The 15,506-nt window shown below is 72.2% G+C and carries 14 protein-coding genes and 1 other RNA gene; 4 read left to right on the forward strand and 11 right to left on the reverse strand.

The window, feature by feature from the left end:
• Positions 1-7: 7 nt before the first annotated feature.
• Together glnA and JSX79_RS13015 are read right to left on the reverse strand one after the other, a co-directional pair.
• On the reverse strand, positions 8-1,345 hold the full coding sequence (glnA, locus tag JSX79_RS13010; protein WP_070418782.1) for a type I glutamate--ammonia ligase: 1,338 nt from the start codon (positions 1,343-1,345) through the stop codon (positions 8-10).
• Between the two features lie 45 nt (positions 1,346-1,390).
• Positions 1,391-1,570: an SPOR domain-containing protein gene (locus tag JSX79_RS13015; RefSeq protein ID WP_070418781.1), complete on the reverse strand. Its 180-nt coding sequence runs from the start codon at positions 1,568-1,570 to the stop codon at positions 1,391-1,393.
• Positions 1,571-1,728: 158 nt separating this feature from the next.
• Between JSX79_RS13015 and map the strand changes: the two genes are divergently transcribed.
• From map to rnpB, 3 genes are all read left to right on the forward strand, one after another.
• A complete protein-coding gene (map, locus tag JSX79_RS13020) occupies positions 1,729-2,592 on the forward strand; it encodes a type I methionyl aminopeptidase (RefSeq protein WP_229086602.1) in 864 nt (287 codons plus the stop codon).
• A 22-nt stretch (positions 2,593-2,614) separates the two neighbouring features.
• The gene (gene ppgK, locus JSX79_RS13025; protein WP_070418779.1) at positions 2,615-3,364 is read left to right on the forward strand and encodes a polyphosphate--glucose phosphotransferase; all 750 of its coding nucleotides are present in this window, start codon (positions 2,615-2,617) and stop codon (positions 3,362-3,364) included.
• A gap of 156 nt (positions 3,365-3,520) precedes the next feature.
• Positions 3,521-3,881: RNase P RNA component class A (gene rnpB / locus JSX79_RS13030), an RNA gene on the forward strand.
• A gap of 212 nt (positions 3,882-4,093) precedes the next feature.
• Here the strand turns inward: rnpB and JSX79_RS13035 are convergent.
• The 9 genes from JSX79_RS13035 to JSX79_RS13075 form a co-directional block, all read right to left on the reverse strand.
• A complete protein-coding gene (locus tag JSX79_RS13035; RefSeq protein ID WP_229086603.1) occupies positions 4,094-4,828 on the reverse strand; it encodes a zinc ribbon domain-containing protein in 735 nt (244 codons plus the stop codon).
• A 2-nt stretch (positions 4,829-4,830) separates the two neighbouring features.
• Entirely contained in the window at positions 4,831-5,676 is an 846-nt protein-coding gene (locus tag JSX79_RS13040; protein ID WP_229086604.1) for a Nif3-like dinuclear metal center hexameric protein, read from the reverse strand.
• A gap of 104 nt (positions 5,677-5,780) precedes the next feature.
• Positions 5,781-6,872 carry a hypothetical protein gene (locus tag JSX79_RS13045; RefSeq protein WP_229086605.1) on the reverse strand — a complete coding sequence of 364 codons (1,092 nt, stop codon included), beginning with the start codon at positions 6,870-6,872 and terminating at the stop codon, positions 5,781-5,783.
• 106 nt (positions 6,873-6,978) lie between these two features.
• Positions 6,979-7,542, reverse strand: coding sequence for an alpha/beta hydrolase (locus tag JSX79_RS13050; RefSeq protein WP_229086606.1), 564 nt, complete (start codon positions 7,540-7,542; stop codon positions 6,979-6,981).
• A gap of 25 nt (positions 7,543-7,567) precedes the next feature.
• Positions 7,568-8,527 carry a helix-turn-helix domain-containing protein gene (locus JSX79_RS13055; RefSeq protein ID WP_070418774.1) on the reverse strand — a complete coding sequence of 320 codons (960 nt, stop codon included), beginning with the start codon at positions 8,525-8,527 and terminating at the stop codon, positions 7,568-7,570.
• A gap of 116 nt (positions 8,528-8,643) precedes the next feature.
• Positions 8,644-9,057: an ATP-binding protein gene (locus JSX79_RS13060; protein ID WP_070418773.1), complete on the reverse strand. Its 414-nt coding sequence runs from the start codon at positions 9,055-9,057 to the stop codon at positions 8,644-8,646.
• Positions 9,054-9,392, reverse strand: coding sequence for an STAS domain-containing protein (locus tag JSX79_RS13065; RefSeq protein WP_070418772.1), 339 nt, complete (start codon positions 9,390-9,392; stop codon positions 9,054-9,056). The genes JSX79_RS13060 and JSX79_RS13065 overlap by 4 nt, the downstream gene beginning before the upstream one ends.
• Before the next feature lie 55 nt (positions 9,393-9,447).
• A complete protein-coding gene (locus JSX79_RS13070) occupies positions 9,448-10,668 on the reverse strand; it encodes a multidrug effflux MFS transporter (protein WP_229086607.1) in 1,221 nt (406 codons plus the stop codon).
• A gap of 153 nt (positions 10,669-10,821) precedes the next feature.
• Positions 10,822-13,476 carry a phosphoenolpyruvate carboxylase gene (locus JSX79_RS13075; RefSeq protein WP_229086608.1) on the reverse strand — a complete coding sequence of 885 codons (2,655 nt, stop codon included), beginning with the start codon at positions 13,474-13,476 and terminating at the stop codon, positions 10,822-10,824.
• A 252-nt stretch (positions 13,477-13,728) separates the two neighbouring features.
• Between JSX79_RS13075 and JSX79_RS13080 the strand changes: the two genes are divergently transcribed.
• Positions 13,729-15,495, forward strand: a complete 1,767-nt coding sequence (locus JSX79_RS13080) for a BCCT family transporter (RefSeq protein WP_229086609.1) — start codon at positions 13,729-13,731, stop codon at positions 15,493-15,495.
• Positions 15,496-15,506 lie beyond the last annotated feature (11 nt).

Below are 15,506 nucleotides of genomic sequence, written 5' to 3' on the forward strand. Positions count from 1 at the left end.
GGTGCCGTCAGAGCGCGCCGAGGTTCGTGTCGAGCTCGAACGGCGTGACCTGGTCGCGGTAGGCCTTCCACTCCTGGCGCTTGTTCAGCAGCACGAAGTTGAAGACCTGCTCGCCGAGCGTCTCCGCCACGAGTTCCGAGTCCTCCATGAGGCTCAGCGCGTGGTCGAGGCTCGCCGGCAGCTGGCTGTAGCCGAGGGCACGGCGCTCGGAGTCGGACAGGCTCCAGACGTTGTCCTCGGCCTCTGGTGGGAGCTCGTAGCCTTCGTCGATGCCCTTGAGCCCCGCGGCCAGCAGCAGCGAGTACGCGAGGTACGGGTTCGCCGCCGAGTCGATGCCGCGGTACTCGATGCGGGCGGACTGGCCCTTGTTCGGCTTGTACAGCGGGACGCGCACGAGGGCCGAGCGGTTGTTGTGGCCCCAGGTCACGAACGACGGGGCCTCGTCACCGCCCCAGAGGCGCTTGTACGAGTTCACGAACTGGTTCGTGACGGCGGTGATCTCCGGCGCGTGCTTGAGGACGCCGGCGATGAAGTGCTTCGCGGTGTCGGACAGCTGGTACTGACCGCCCGCCTCGTAGAAGGCGTTCTGGTCGCCCTCGAACAGCGACACGTGCGTGTGCATGCCCGAGCCCGGCTGGCCGGAGATCGGCTTCGGCATGAACGTCGCGTAGACGCCCTGCTCGATCGCGACCTCCTTCACGACGGTGCGGAACGTCATGATGTTGTCCGCCATCGTCAGTGCGTCGGCGTAGCGGAGGTCGATCTCGTTCTGGCCGGGGCCGGCCTCGTGGTGGGAGAACTCCACCGAGATGCCGAGGTCCTCGAGCATCCGGACGGACCGGCGACGGAAGTCGTGCGCGCTGCCGCCGGGGACGTTGTCGAAGTAGCCGGCACGGTCGACGGGCTGCGGACCGCCGTCCTTCCAGTCGCGGCTCTTCAGCAGGTAGAACTCGATCTCGGGGTGTGTGTAGAACGTGAAGCCGCGCTCGCTCGCCTTCGCCAGCGTGCGCTTGAGCACGTTGCGCGGGTCGGCGACGGCGGGCTGACCGTCCGGCGTCGTGATGTCGCAGAACATCCGCGCGGTCGGGTCGATCTCGCCGCGCCACGGGAGGATCTGGAACGTCGACGGGTCCGGGTGGGCCAGGACGTCCGCCTCGTACGAGCGAGTGAGGCCCTCGATCGCGGAGCCGTCGAACCCGATGCCCTCGGCGAACGCGCCCTCGACCTCGGCCGGGGCGATCGCCACGGACTTCAGGGTCCCGATGACGTCCGTGAACCAGAGTCGGATGAACTTGATGCCCCGCTCCTCGATGGTGCGGAGCACGAAGTCCGTCTGCTTGTCCATTGACGCCCTTTCCGTGGTGCAGCTGGTCCAGCTGGGAGTCTCAGCCTATTGGTCTTCGTCGTCCCAACGCTCGTTGTTCGCCTTGATCCGGTCCAGGGCGTGTTGCGCTTCCTCACGCGAGGCGAACGGGCCGATCCGGTCGCGCTGCGGCGACTGCGGGCCCTGCTCGACGGCGTGCGTCTTCTCGTTGAACCACCACTGGGACTCGATGCGTTCGTCACTCATGCCGCCACCGTACCCAGGTGGGGCGGCGGCGGTGCGGGCGGGCCGCGCCCCGCGCGCTGGGTGACCGCCTGGAGGCGCGGCTGGCGTCCGTCGGGCCGGCACCGCGCCTCCAGGCGGTCGCGTCCGCGCGACACGCGGCCCCGGCTAGAGTGGTCCGCATGCCCCGGGACGAACACGGACACCTGACCGCCGGCCGCATCTCCCCGCAGCGGTCCGTCCCGAAGGAGATCGAGCGTCCGGAGTACGTCGGCAAGGCCGAGCCGCACGAGCACGGACTCGGCGACACGTACACCCCGGACGAGGTCGAGCGGATCCGGACCGCCGGGCGCATCGCCTCCCAGGCCATCGACGCCGTCGGCGCAGCGATCCGCCCCGGTGTCACGACGGACGAGCTCGACCGGATCGGCCACGAGTTCGTCGTCGCGCACGGCGCCTACCCCTCGACGCTCGGCTACCGCGGCTACCCGAAGTCCCTCTGCTCGAGCCTCAACGAGGTCATCTGCCACGGCATCCCCGACGACACCGTCCTACAGGAGGGCGACCTCGTCAACATCGACATCACCGCCTACAAGGACGGGATGCACGGCGACACGAACCGCACCTTCGTCGTCGGGCAGGCGTCGCAGGAGGTCGAGGACCTCGTGACCCGCACGCGACTCGCCCTCGAGCGCGGGATCAAGGCCGTCGCCCCGGGCCGGCAGGTGAACGTCATCGGCCGCGCCATCGAGGCGTACGCGAAGCGCTTCGGCTACGGCGTCGTCCGCGACTACACCGGCCACGGCGTCGGACGGGCGTTCCACTCCGGGCTGATCATCCCCCACTACGACGCACCGCGCTTCGACGACGTCATGGAGCCCGGCATGGTCTTCACGATCGAGCCGATGCTCACGCTCGGCGGCATCGACGCCGACATCTGGGCCGACGACTGGACCGTCTCCACCCGGGACAAGTCGTGGACCGCACAGTTCGAACACACCCTCGTCGTCACCGAGCGCGGCGCGGAACTCCTCACGGTCTCCTGACCTCCACATCGAAAGGCTCCTCATGACCTCCCTCGCAGTCGGCGTCGACATCGGCGGTACGGGCATCAAGGGCGCGATCGTCGACGTCTCCACCGGCGAACTCACCACCGACCGGATCAAGAAGGCCACGCCGGAGGGCGGGAAGCCGCACGACATCGTCGCCGTGGCCGCGTCCATCCTCGACGAGCTCGCTCCGGCGTCGGACGTGCCCGTCGGGGTCTGCTTCCCGGCGATCGTCCGCGACGGCAAGACCATGTCCGCGGCGAACGTCTCGAAGAAGTGGATCGGTTTCGAGGCCGAGGCGCTCTTCGAGAAGGAGCTCGGCCGCTCCATCCACTTCGTCAACGACGCCGACGCCGCCGGGTTCGCCGAGCAGCAGTTCGGTGCGGCGAAGGGCAAGGACGGCCTGGTCGTCGTCACGACGCTCGGCACCGGCATCGGCACGGCGCTCATCAACGACGGCGTGCTCATCGTGAACTCGGAGCTCGGGCACCTCGAGATCGACGGGCACGACGCCGAGTCCCGCGCCTCGTTCGCCGCGAAGGAGCGCGACGACCTGTCGTGGAAGCACTGGGCGAAGCGGCTGCAGAAGTACTACTCCACGCTCGAGGCCCTGCTCTCCCCGGAGCTCTTCGTCGTCGGCGGCGGGGTCTCGAAGCAGTACGAGGAGTTCCTGCCGCTGCTCGACCTGCAGGCGGACATCATCCCGGCGACGCTCCGGAACAACGCGGGCATCATCGGCGCCGCGACCCTGGCCGCGCGGAGCGCCTGACGCGCCGGAGCGCCGGACGCGGCTCGCCCGGACGCCGAGGTCGCACGACACGCCGCGCGCGTCCTGCCGAGGTCGCACAAGGTGCCGCCCGCGTCTCGTCCGGACGGCACTTCGCGCGACCTCGGCGTCCGTGCCCGGTAGACTCGTGCTCGCGAATGGGTCGGTGAGACGGTCGCGTCACTCCCCCGGGAGTGCCGAGGAACGTCCGGGCTCCACAGAGCAGGGCGGTGGGTAACACCCACCCGGAGCAATCCGCGAGACAGTGCCACAGAAAGCAGACCGCCGGCGGCGACGTCGGTAAGGGTGAAACGGTGGTGTAAGAGACCACCAGGGGTCCGGGTGACCGGATCCGCTCGGTAAACCTCGCCCGGAGCAAGGTCAGACAGAGGACGCTGAGGCTGCTCGCCGAGTCCTCGGGTAGACCGCTGGAGGCCGACGGCAACGTCGGTCCGAGAGAGATGGCCGTCACCGCCGCGCGAGCGGCGAGACAGAACCCGGCGTACGGCCGGCCCATTCGCACCCCACGCTCGGCGTGCAAGCGCGGGTCGCGCGCCGACCGCGGCACTGTGCGAGGTTCCGTGCTGCGTGCGACGCCAGCGCCCTCGCACGCAGCGCGAGACCTCGCACACTGCGCCCACGTGCGACGTGACGCGACCAGCGCACGCACGCGACGGACGGGAGGCGCGGTGCCAGCCGGCACCGCGCCTCCCGTCCGTCGTCAGGTCGCGACTAGAGCCCGGACTCCGCCGTCCGCACCAGGATCGCGTCGCTGTCGGGGCAGAGCACGACGTCGTCGGGCGCAGCCCGCCGGATCGTCTGCAGGTCGGAGTTCGTGAGCGTCACGCCGGACGCCGTGGACACCCCGCCCTGCAGCAGCGAGGCACCGAACCCGTACCGCGCCCGCTGCCGGTCGTACAGCGCGAGGAGGTCCGCCGGCACCTTCGCGGCGACGGCGGCACGGCTCTGCGTGGCCGATTCGCGGTCGGACTCGAGCCGGGCGATCTCGGCGTCGCGTTCGGCCACGAGTCCGGCACGTGCGGCCTCGACGTCGGCGAGCTGCGCTTCGATGTCACCGACGCGGGCACGGAAGCCGTCGAGGTTCTCCATGACCTCGAGTTCGGCCGTCTCGAGGTCCCCGATGCGGCGCTGCAGCGACTCGAGCTCGCTCTGGAGACCAGCGGCGTCCTTCGCGCTGGAGACGTTCTGGAGCATCGTGGTGTCACGCTCCACACGGGCCTGCGCCGTGGCGGTGTCGGACTCGAGGCGGGCGAGTTCGCGCTCGGCGTCCTCGACCTCGCCGGTGGCCGCCGCGAGCTGGGCGCGCAGCCCCGCCGCCGTGGTGCTGAGCTCGGTGAGCCGGTCGCCCTTCTGCAGCGACGTGATGCGGTGCGCGATCCGGGTGACGTCGTTGTCGAGACGCTGGACGTCGAGGAGGATGACCTGGTCCTCGGGTGCTGCCTTCATGGTCAGACTCCTTGTGTGTCGGTGGTGGGTTCGGCGGCCGGCAGGACGGCGAAGTCCCACGGGTCGGTGCGGAGGTCGCTCACGGTGACGCGGACGCCCGCGGCGCGGCGGAGTTGCTCGGCGGCGACGTCGAGCCAGAGCCACTCGGTGGCCCAGTGGGAGGTGTCGATGAGGGCGGGCCCGCCGACGAGCATCGCCTGCTCGCGGAACTCGGACGCCGGGTGGTGCCGGAGGTCGCTCGTGACGTAGACGTCGGCACCGAGCACGTCGGGGTGCCCGAGGTACGCGTCACCGGCGCCGGCGCAGAGCGCGACGGAACGGACGGGCCGGTCGAACTCCCCCGAGACCCGGACGCCGGTCGCGGTGCCGGGCAGGAGGTCCACCAGCGCCCGGGCGAGCGCGCCGAGCGTGGTCGGTTCGGCGAGCACCCCGACGCGGCCGATGCCCGTCGACGGGTCCGCACCGGGCTCGAGCGGGCGCTGGTCGGTCAGGCCGAGCCGGTCGGCGAGCACGGCCGAGGTGCCCGTCGTCACGACGTCGGCGTTGGTGTGCGCGGCGACGAGGGCTGCCCCGCCGCGCACGAGGGTGGCGAGCACGCTGCCCTTGTAGGTCGACTCGGCGATCGTGGTGACGCCGCGGAGCAGCAACGGGTGGTGGGTGAGCAGCAGGTCAGCGCCGAGCTCGACCGTCTCGCGGGCGGTGGCCGGGACGGCGTCGACCGCGAGGTGCACGTGCTCGACCGTCTGGTCGGGGTCCCCCGCCACGAGCCCGACGGAGTCCCAGGACTCGGCGCCGGCGGCGGGCCACAGGTCTTCGATCACGGCCTGGAGTTCGCGGAGCGTCGGCATCCCGTCAGTCTACCGAGCCGCCCGGGTCGGTCCGGGCGCCCTGTGGACGACCACGGGACCGAGCAGCACTGTGGACGACGGGCGACGCGCGGCTGCCCGGTGGATCAGCGGCGACCGAACGCGCGCATGATGACGGCGACGAAGCGCGTCCACCACCCGGCGGAGGCACGGTCCTCGGACGCGACGTCGGCTGCGTGGGCGGGGTGCCCAGTGGGCGTGTGCGCGGCGGGCGCGTGGGCGGCGGTCTCGGCGGTCGTCGGGACGACGGCCTCCGGGAGCACGACGGGCGTGCTCGCCGTCGCGCCGGAGTGCGCCGTCAGCGCGGCGGCGAACGCGGCACGGTCGATCACGGTCGGCCCGGTCGCGGGCTGGACGAGCGGCGTGGGTCGCGTGTTCGCGGACACCGGTGAGACGACCGGGAGGGACAGCACCGGTCGAGCGGGCTCGTCGCGTCCCGGCGTGGTCGCTTCGGGGGCGTCGATCGCGTCCACGACCTCGGTCGCGTCCACGAGTGCGGGAGCGGGTGCGGAGCCCGTCGGGGTGACGACGGCGGTGACGACGGCGGGTGCCGGGACGGCGGCCGACGCGGGCACGCCGGCGACCGGCACGCTGCCCGTCGCCGCACGCCGCGCCGCGGCACGGTCACGACGATCGGCCTCGAGCGCGGCATCGGCCAGCAGGTCCGCGAAGACGGAGTGGGCGAACGCCCGAGCGGCCTCGACCTCGGGGTCGCGCTGTCCGGCGACGGTTGCCTCCCACGCGGCGAGGCGAGCGAGGTCCTCGTCACGACGACGGACCTCGTCCTCGAGGATCACGATGCGCTCGATCGTGGTGCGCCCGCTGGCCGAGGACACCTCGACGGCGAGGTCCTCGATGCGGAGGGCGAGGCGCTCCGGCGGTTCGGGGAAGGACGGCGCGCAGACCGCGGCGTGCCGAGCGCGGTCGCGGGGGCGACGGAAGGCGGAGTCGTCGGCCGGCACACCGGCGTCGACGACGGCCGCGGCGCCGCTGGTCGTGGCGGGCTCGACGGGGGCGTCCGACGCTGCGTCCGGACGCTGCACGGGCCCGGTGACCGGCGGGACCACGAGGTCCGACAGGTACGGGGCGCGCGTCGCCGGGGCGTCACGGAGCCACTCCTCGAGCTCGCGACCGAACGGGTCGACGAGGGGGGTGCGTGCACCGGACTGCGTTTCCATGATCGAAGGATAAATATCGCAACGCTCATCTCGGCGGACATCCCCGGTGTGTCGCCGGAGTCCCTGCCATATCGCCTCGAAGGTGAACGGCGTGTCGCGGACGGTGTCAGAGCGTGCGCTCGAGGTCGTCCACGAGTGCACGGCCGGCCGGCCAGGCACCGACACCACTGGCGACGTTCACGTGGCCGAGCGCGCCGACCCGGACGACTCCGGCACCGAGGACGTCCGCGAACCCCAGGGCCCGGTCGAGCGTGCAGTACGGGTCGTCGTCGCTGACCACCAGACGCGTCGGGACCGCCGGGGCCGCCTGGGCCACCGGCTCGACGAACCCGGCCGCTGCGTCGGGGAACCCCGGCGCGAGGGGGTCCGGCGGCGCCACGAGGAAGGCACCCGCGACCGCGGCGTGCCCCCGCTGCCCGAGCCACGCGGCGACGGCGAGGACGCCCAGGCTGTGCGCGATCAGCACCGGCGGTTCGTCGACGGCGGCCACGGCGCTGGTGATCGCGCGGGACCAGTCGTCCGGGTCGGGCTCGCTCCACGACGCCGGTGCGATCCGGACGACCGCGCCCGGGTCGTCGGCCGACCGCTCGTCCTGCCACAGCGACTGCCAGTGGTCGGGGTCGGAGTTCCAGATCCCGGGGACGATCACCCACGGTCGAGGTCTGCGCACCCTCGAAGCGTAGTGGGGGGTCGGATCAGGCGTGCAGCGTGTCGCGCGGGTACTCGCCGAAGCGCGAGGCGTACGCCCCGGAGAACCGGCCGAGGTGGGCGAAACCCCACCGCACGGCGATCGCGGCGACCGTGACGTCACCGGGCGACGAGCGGCGGAGTTCCTCGCGGACGCGGTCGAGCCGGATGCCGCGCAGCATCGCGTTGGGCGCCGTACCGACCTGCCGCTGGAACGCCTGCTGGAGCCCGCGCACGCTGAGCCCGACGTGCTCGGCGACGTCGGTCGTGCTGATCGGGGTGTGGGCGAACGCGTGCATGTACTCGACGGCCTCGCGGACCCGGCCGGTGGCGCCCTGCGGCAGGGTGATGTCCGGCGCGAGCACGGTGTGCGGGAAGGTGCGGAGGAGCGCGAGGGCGGTGTCCCGGGCGGTCTCCGCGAGGACCAGCTGCGACACCGGCGCCTCGCCGAGCACGGTCTCGGCGGCCCGGCGGACCTGGGCGTTCCACCCGCGGAGGTCCTCGCGCCGCGGCGGCTGGGTGTGGTCGAACACGAGCGGGGCCGGCTGCGTGCCGTGCTCCTCGGCCGCCACGCCCTCGAGGAACGTGCGATCGAACTGGACCAGGCTCTGCCGGAGGTCCTGCAGGTCGAAGGCGAACGGTCGACCGGTCGGGAACATCATCGGCGTGCCGGGCGTGAAGGCGACCTCCTGCCGCCCGACGTCGACGGTGCCCCCACCGTCGGCGAGCCACATCACGACGTACTCGTCACCGGACTCGAGCTCGCCCTGCATCCGGGCGTCGAACCGCGTGGAGCGGAAGGACATCGTCTCGTCGCCCGTGACCCGGAAGCGGTAGCTGAACGGGCGTTCCGTGCGCTCCGCCTGGAAGCCCACGCTCTCGTACGCGTCCTCGTACATCTGGATCGCCGCCTCGAGGTCGGCCCCGGACGTCTCGAAGCTGATCCTGGGGTCGGGCTCGACGTTCATCGACTGGATCGTGACACGGCGGCGCGGAGCCCACGGGATGTATGCGCACGCATTGCGGATACCGGCCCACGGGCTGCGCGAAGCGGACGAACCGGTCCGTCAGACACGAGCGGCACTCAGTGGCGCCCGCGCCGGACCGTCCACAGGTTCCGGTCCGCGACCCGTTCGTAGCGCAGGTCGTCGACCACCATCTGCACGAGCGCCAGGCCGCGCCCGCTCTCGGCCAGCGCGTCGGGCAGCTGCGCGGCGGACGGGTCGACCGGCACCGGCACACCGTCGTCGGTCAGCTGCGCCTCGACCGCGTCCGAACCGACGTCGAGGTGGAGCGAGCACGAGACGCCGCGACCGGCCGCCCCGTGCTCGATCACGTTCGAGGTGAGTTCGACGAGCGCGAGCTCGAGGGCCATCCGGTCCTCGGCCGAGACGGTGGGCTCGGTGTCCCACACCGTCGCGAGGAACGCGTGCACCGCCGTGACGTCGTCCGGCGGGCACGCCAGGTCGAGGCTGTGCCCACCCACCGCGGCGTTCATGCCCAGTCGGTCACCGCGGCGTCCCCGTCCGGGTACGTGCGGAGGATCTTGTCCATGTTGGAGAGCTTCAGCACCATCTCGACCTGGTCGGACGGCGCCGCGATGCGGAGGTCCCCGCCGGCCTGTCGCGCGGCCTTGAGCGACCCGACGAGCGCGCCGAGACCGGAGGAGTCCATGAACTCCACACCGGACAGCTCGACGACCACGCGGGGCCGCCCGTCGCCGACGACCTTCGCGACGGTCTCGCGGAACGTCGGGGCCGACACCATGTTGAGTCGGCCGCTGCACTCGAGCACGGCGGCGCCGGCGTCCGCTTCGTGTACGACGATGTCCATGTCGGTGCCTCCTGGGATCGGTGCGGGGTGCACCCTGCAACCTACCGGGTCCGGGTCACGAACCCGTCGAGGCGCGTCCGGTCCGTCGCGTCGCCAGCAGCTGCACGACCACGGCGGCCGCCATGAGCACCGCCATCACCGACCCCATCGCGACGGCCGTCCCGCCGAGCACTCCCGCGAGCGGCGTGCCGAGGCCGCCGAGCCCGAACGTCAGCCCGCCCTGCAGTGCCGCGGCGGTCCCCGGGTGCGCAGCACCGACGTGCTGCGTGCGGGTCATCGCCGCCGGCAGGACGAACCCCCACGCCGCGGTCACGACGGCGAGCGAGACCCAGACCGGCACCGCGCCGGCCCCGAGCAGCGCGGACACGAGGACGCCGGTCGCGCCGAGGGTCCCGAGCGCCAGGCCGAACGACAGCAGCGCGTCCTCCGAGAACCGACCGACCACGCGGCGGAACACGAGCGTCGTGACGATCATCATCGAGGCGTTCGTGGCGAACACGAGGGTGTACATCCCCTCGGAGAACCCGAAGCCGGTCTGGAACACGAACGAGCTCGTGGCGATGTACGCGAAGAACCCGATGGTCGAGAGCACCCCGGTCAGCACGTACGCACGGAACCGCGGGATGCCCATGAGCTCGCGGATGCGTCCCCAGTTCGCACCGAGGCCCACCCCACCGCGGAACGCCCGCGGCAGTGTCTCGTGGAACCGGACGACCACGGCGACGAAGAACGCGGCACCGAGCACCGCGAGGACGACGAACATGAGTCGCCAGGTGCCGACCGTCAGCACCGCTCCCCCGGCCAGCGGGGCGACGACGGGGCCGATCGCGTTGATGGCCGCGAGGGTCCCGAACACCTTCGCCATCCGCGGCCCGTCGACCACGTCCGAGACCATCGCCCGCCCGGCGACCGCCCCGGCCGCACCCGCCAGCCCCTGGAACACCCGCGCCACGACGAGCGTCACGACGTCCGGCGCGAGCGCGCACCCGACGGAGGCAACGGCGAAGACCGCCGTGCCGACGAGCATCAGCGGACGCCGCCCGATGCCGTCGCTCACCGGTCCGGCGAGCAGCTGCCCGACGGCGAACGCGACGAGGAACGCCGTCAGGGACAGCTGCACGGCACCGGGCGTCGTGCCGAGGTCGCGTGCGATCGCCGGCAGGGCCGGGATGTACATGTCGGTCGCGAACGGCGAGACGCCGACGATCAGGGCGAGCGGCAGGATCGGTGGGAGGGCGCTCGTCCGGCTGGTCGGTCCTGTGCGCTCCGTCGTCACGTCGGCCACGCTACGCGCCCCCGAATCGATTCGACAAGGGCGGTGGTGTCGCGTTGCGCACACCGAGACGGCCTGGAGGCACGGTGCCAGCTGGCACCGCGCCTCCTGGGCCCGAGACGGTCGCGTCGACGACCGACGGCCGGTCCGCGCGGATCAGCCCGTGTTCTGCAGGCCGGCCGCGATGCCGTTCACGGTGAGGAGGAGCAGCCGGTGGTCACCGTCCGTCGGGTCCGTGCTGCCCGAGGTGCGGATCGCGCGGAGCGCCCGGAGCTGCAGGTGCGAGAGCGCGTCGACGTACGGGCTGCGGAGCCGGACGGCGCGTGCGAGGACGGGACGGTCCTCGAGGACGTCGCTCCCGCCCGAGACGCGCAACACCCACTCGCGCGTGCGGAGCATCTCGTCGAGGACCTTCGCGGCGAGGTCGTCGCGGTCCGCGAGCTCGAGGTACCGGCGGGCGATGTGCTCGTCGGTCTTCGCGAGCGACATCTCGACGTTCTTGATCATCGCGCCGAAGAGGGGCCACTCGGCGTACGCGGTGCGGAGGAGCTCCACGTCGCCGACGGCCTCGAGCGCGGAACCGAGGCCGTACCACCCGGCGAGGTTGATGCGCGCCTGCGTCCACGAGAACACCCACGGGATCGCCCGGAGGTCCTCGAGCGACTCGACGCTCAGACCACGGCGGGCCGGACGGGAGCCGAGCGGGAGCAGACCGATCTCCTCCATCGGGGTCACGCGCGCGAACCACGGCGCGAAGCCGTCCGCCTTCACGAGGCCGTAGAACGCCTCGCGCGAGACGTCGTCGAGCTGCTGCGCGAGGTCGGCGAAGCGCGTGGCGGCGACGGCCGTGCGGTCCTCGTTCGACGGCGAGGACGCGAACAGCGTGGCCGAGGCCATCTGCTCGAGGTGCCGCGCGGCGATGTCCTTGTCGCCGTACTGGGCGAAGATGACCTCGCCCTGCTCGGTGAGCTTGAGGCGTCCGTCGATGGAACCGCGGGGCTGCGCCAGGACGGCCTCGTTCGCCGGGCCACCACCGCGGCCGAGCGAGCCGCCGCGGCCGTGGAACAGCGTGAGCTCGACGTCGTGCTGCTTCGCCCAGTCGGCGATCCGGGCCTGTGCGTCGTAGAGCGCGAGGTTCGCCGACACCGGACCGACGTCCTTGGAGGAGTCGGAGTAGCCGAGCATGACCTCGAGGCGGCGACCGGTCGCTGCGAGGCGGCGCTCGAACGGCTCGGTGCGGACGGCCTCGTCGAGGATGTCGACACTGGCGTGCAGGTCCGCGAAGGTCTCGAACAGCGGGATGACGTCGAGCACCGGGGCGGCCTCGGGCGACCCGAGTGCGGCGACCGCGAGCTCGTGGACGTTCGCGAGGTCGGCTGCCGACTGCGTGAACGACACGATGTAGCGGCTGGCGGCGCGGACGCCGTAGCGGGCCTGCAGCGCGGCGATCGTACGGAACACGGCGAGGACCTCTTCCGTGGTCTCGCTCAGCTCCCCACCGGCGCGGATCTCGGCGAGGGCGTTCCGGTGCACCTGCGAGTGCTGCCGGACCTCGAGCTCGGCGAGGTGGAACCCGAAGGTCTCGACCTGCCAGACGAGGTTCTGCAGCTCGCCGTTCGCGGGACGGGTGGCCCCGGCCGCGACGAGCGAGGTCTGGATCGTGCGGAGGTCGGCCAGGAGTGCGTCCGGCCCGGGGTAGGCGAGCTCGGCCTCGCCCCGGCGCGTGGCGTCGATGCGGGCGGCGACGAACAGGAGCGCCCGACGGTGCGTCTCGTTCGGCGCACGGACCCCGATGCGCTCGGCGATCCCGGGGTCGAGTGACTCCTGCGCGGCGACGAGCGCGGTGAGCCCTGCGTCCGCCGGGGTCTCGCTCGCGTCGAGGGTGAGGGTGCTGCCGATGCGGGTGGCGGCACGGGAGAGCCCGAGCAGGATGTGCTCGGCCGCGATCTCCGCCGCCTGGCGGGTGACGTCCGCGGTGACGTGCGGGTTGCCGTCGCGATCGCCGCCGATCCAGGTGCCGAAGCGCACGAAGGCGGGTGCGGTGACCGGCACGCGGCCGGCGTCGTCACCGAGCAGCCGGTCGTCGAGCAGACGGTAGACCTGCGGGACGATCTCGAACAGCGTCTGGTCGAACACGCTCATCGCCGTGCGGACCTCGTCGAGCGGGGTCGGGCGGGTCGTGCGGAGCGGCGAGGTGCGCAGGAGGGTCGTGATCTCCTCGAGCAGCCGGCGCTCGTTCTCGGCGAGGGCCGTGGCGTTCGTCGTCCGGTCGCGCTCGTCGATGAGGTCGGTGATGCGCCGCACGGCCGTGGTCACCGCGCGTCGGCGGGCCTCGGTCGGGTGCGCCGTGAGGACCGGGTGGAACCGGAGTTCGCGCAGCCGGGCCGCAGCGGCCTCGTCGCCGACCTGTTCGACGAGCGAGGCGTACGTCGCCGGGAAGGAGTCCCCCGCGAGTCCGCCGTCGTCGCCGCGGTGCCGGAGCACGCGGACGCGGTGGTGCTCCTCGGCGAGGTTCGTGAGGTGGAAGTACGTGGTGAACGCCTGTGCCACGGCCTCGGCCCGCTCGGCGGACAGGTCCGCGACGATGGCCTCGGCACGCGCGGCGCCCTCGGCCTCGCCGCCCTCGTACGCGTCGATGACCGCGGCGCGGAGGCTCTCCACGTCGTGCAGGAGGTCCTCGCCGCCGGTCTCCCGCAGGACGCGTCCGAGCAGCTTGCCGAGGTACCGCACGTCGGAGCGCAGGTCGCTGTCGACCGCGCCACTGACGTCGTCCCGCGCGCGTCCGTGGCGCGTCTGACCGTCGATCGTCATGTGGTCCTCTCCGGGTCTCGGCCGGGAAGGTCGTCCCGGTATCCCAGCAGCGTATCGGCCCGTCGGGACCGGTGACGACAACCGTCCGGACGGACCGCGGCGGGCGGGCGCGCGGCCTCGCTTCGTGAGCAGAAGAGGTCGCCGCTGCCTAGGGGACCCGACCGTTCCTGCTCACGAAGTGCCTCGGGCGCGGTGCCCGTTCCCATCGCACCCGGACGGACCACGGCGAGCGTTCGTAGAATCCGGCCAGGGATGCTCAGCATCCGTGGGTGGAGGGACGCCATGGACGAGACGGCCGAGCCGGCAGACCGCGAACCCGCCACGGGGCGGACGCAGGACGACGTGGGGACGGGATCCGCGCCTCCTGGCCCGCCGGCCGACGCGGCGGTCCGGAAGCCGCCCGTCGAGCGCTGGGTCTTCTGGCCGGCCGCGGGGATCGTGCTCGCGTTCGTCGCCGTCGCGCTCGCCGCGCCGCGTGCCACCGAGGACGTCTTCTCGGCCGTCCAGGGGTGGATCGTGCGGGACTTCGGCTGGTACTACGTGATCGCCGCGGCCGCGTTCGTCGTCTTCGCGATCTGGATCGGGTTCAGCCGGTTCGGCGACATCGTGCTCGGCCAGGACGACGAGGCGCCCGAGTTCTCGACGCTCTCGTGGCTGTCGCTGCTGTTCGCCGCGGGCATGGGCATCGGGCTCGTGTTCTACGGCGTCGCCGAGCCGCTCAGTCACTTCGCCTCACCACGGCCGGGGGTGACGGGCGACGACGACGCCCTCGCACAGCAGGCGCTCACGCAGACGTTCCTGCACTGGGGCCTGCACGCGTGGGCGATCTACGTCGTGGTCGGGCTCGCCCTGGCGTACGCGATCCACCGGCGGTCGCGACCGGTGTCGATCCGCTGGGCGCTCGAGCCGCTGCTGGGCAAGCGCGTGGTGGGCGGGTGGGGCAACCTCATCGACGTCCTCGCGCTGATCGGCACGCTGTTCGGCGTCGCGACGTCGCTCGGGCTCGGCGTGCTCCAGATCGGGTCGGGGCTCGAGTACACCGGCGCGGCGGAGAACACCCGGGGCCTGCAGATCGGGTTGATCGTCGTCGTCACGCTGATCGCCGTCGGGTCGCTGCTGAGCGGCGTCGGCAAGGGCATGAAGATCCTGTCGAACATCAACCTCGTGCTGGCGGCCGTGCTGCTCGTCTTCGTCCTGTTCGTCGGGCCGACGCAGTTCCTGCTCGGCGAGTTCGTGCAGTCGATCGGGCAGTACGTGCAGGGGTTCGTCGGGCTGGCGTTCGACACGAGCGCCTTCGCGGGTCGGGCCGGGCAGGAGTGGCAGGGCGCGTGGACGACGTTCTACTGGGGCTGGTGGATGTCGTGGGCGCCGTTCGTCGGCATCTTCATCGCGCGGATCTCCCGCGGACGGACCGTCCGGCAGTTCGTGCTCGGCGTGCTGTTCGTCCCGACGCTGCTGACCTTCCTCTGGTTCGCGATCATGGGCGGGACCGCGCTGTACGACCAGCTGCACGGCACCGGCGACCTCGTCGGGGCGGACGGCAGCGTGTCCGTCGAGCAGGTCCTGTTCCAGCTGCTCGGCGGGATGCCCGCCGGATCGGTGCTCGTGATCGGGGCGATCATCCTGATCGGGGTGTTCTTCGTGACCTCGGCGGACTCGGGTGCGCTCGTGATGGGCATGATCGCGACCGGCGGGCAGATCGAGCCGAAGAACTGGATCCGGGTGTTCTTCGCCGGGGTCACGGCCCTCGTCGCGGTGGCGCTCCTGCTCGCGGGCGGGCTGGACGCGCTGAAGACCGCGGCGATCACGACGGCGCTCCCGTTCAGCGTCGTGATGGTGCTGATGTGCTGGTCGACGGTGATCGCCTTCACGCGGGAGCGTCGGGCGTACGCGCGGGCGGAGCGTCGGGCGTTGATGGCAGACCTCGCAGACTTCTACCAGCAGGAGGTCGTCGAATCCGCGGAGCGCGCGCCGAAGACCGGCCCGATCCAGAAGCTCGCGCGCCGCATGCGGCACTGAGGCGGGGGGGG

The organism is Curtobacterium sp. GD1 (assembly GCF_020882855.1).
In the GTDB taxonomy this organism is placed as follows: domain Bacteria; phylum Actinomycetota; class Actinomycetes; order Actinomycetales; family Microbacteriaceae; genus Curtobacterium.

Bases quoted from the DNA above. Each gene is read 5' to 3' on its own strand.
- JSX79_RS13065 (WP_070418772.1), bottom strand. From the start codon at position 9,392: ATGGACATCGTCGTACACGAAGCGGACGCCGGCGCCGCCGTGCTCGAG.
- glnA (WP_070418782.1), bottom strand. From the start codon at position 1,345: ATGGACAAGCAGACGGACTTCGTGCTCCGCACCATCGAGGAGCGGGGC.
- JSX79_RS13040 (WP_229086604.1), bottom strand. From the start codon at position 5,676: ATGCCGACGCTCCGCGAACTCCAGGCCGTGATCGAAGACCTGTGGCCC.
- JSX79_RS13045 (WP_229086605.1), bottom strand. From the start codon at position 6,872: ATGGAAACGCAGTCCGGTGCACGCACCCCCCTCGTCGACCCGTTCGGT.
- JSX79_RS13075 (WP_229086608.1), bottom strand. From the start codon at position 13,476: ATGACGATCGACGGTCAGACGCGCCACGGACGCGCGCGGGACGACGTC.
- ppgK (WP_070418779.1), top strand. From the start codon at position 2,615: ATGACCTCCCTCGCAGTCGGCGTCGACATCGGCGGTACGGGCATCAAG.
- map (WP_229086602.1), top strand. From the start codon at position 1,729: ATGCCCCGGGACGAACACGGACACCTGACCGCCGGCCGCATCTCCCCG.
- JSX79_RS13080 (WP_229086609.1), top strand. From the start codon at position 13,729: ATGCTCAGCATCCGTGGGTGGAGGGACGCCATGGACGAGACGGCCGAG.
- JSX79_RS13055 (WP_070418774.1), bottom strand. From the start codon at position 8,527: ATGAACGTCGAGCCCGACCCCAGGATCAGCTTCGAGACGTCCGGGGCC.
- JSX79_RS13035 (WP_229086603.1), bottom strand. From the start codon at position 4,828: ATGAAGGCAGCACCCGAGGACCAGGTCATCCTCCTCGACGTCCAGCGT.
- JSX79_RS13015 (WP_070418781.1), bottom strand. From the start codon at position 1,570: ATGAGTGACGAACGCATCGAGTCCCAGTGGTGGTTCAACGAGAAGACG.
- JSX79_RS13060 (WP_070418773.1), bottom strand. From the start codon at position 9,057: ATGAACGCCGCGGTGGGTGGGCACAGCCTCGACCTGGCGTGCCCGCCG.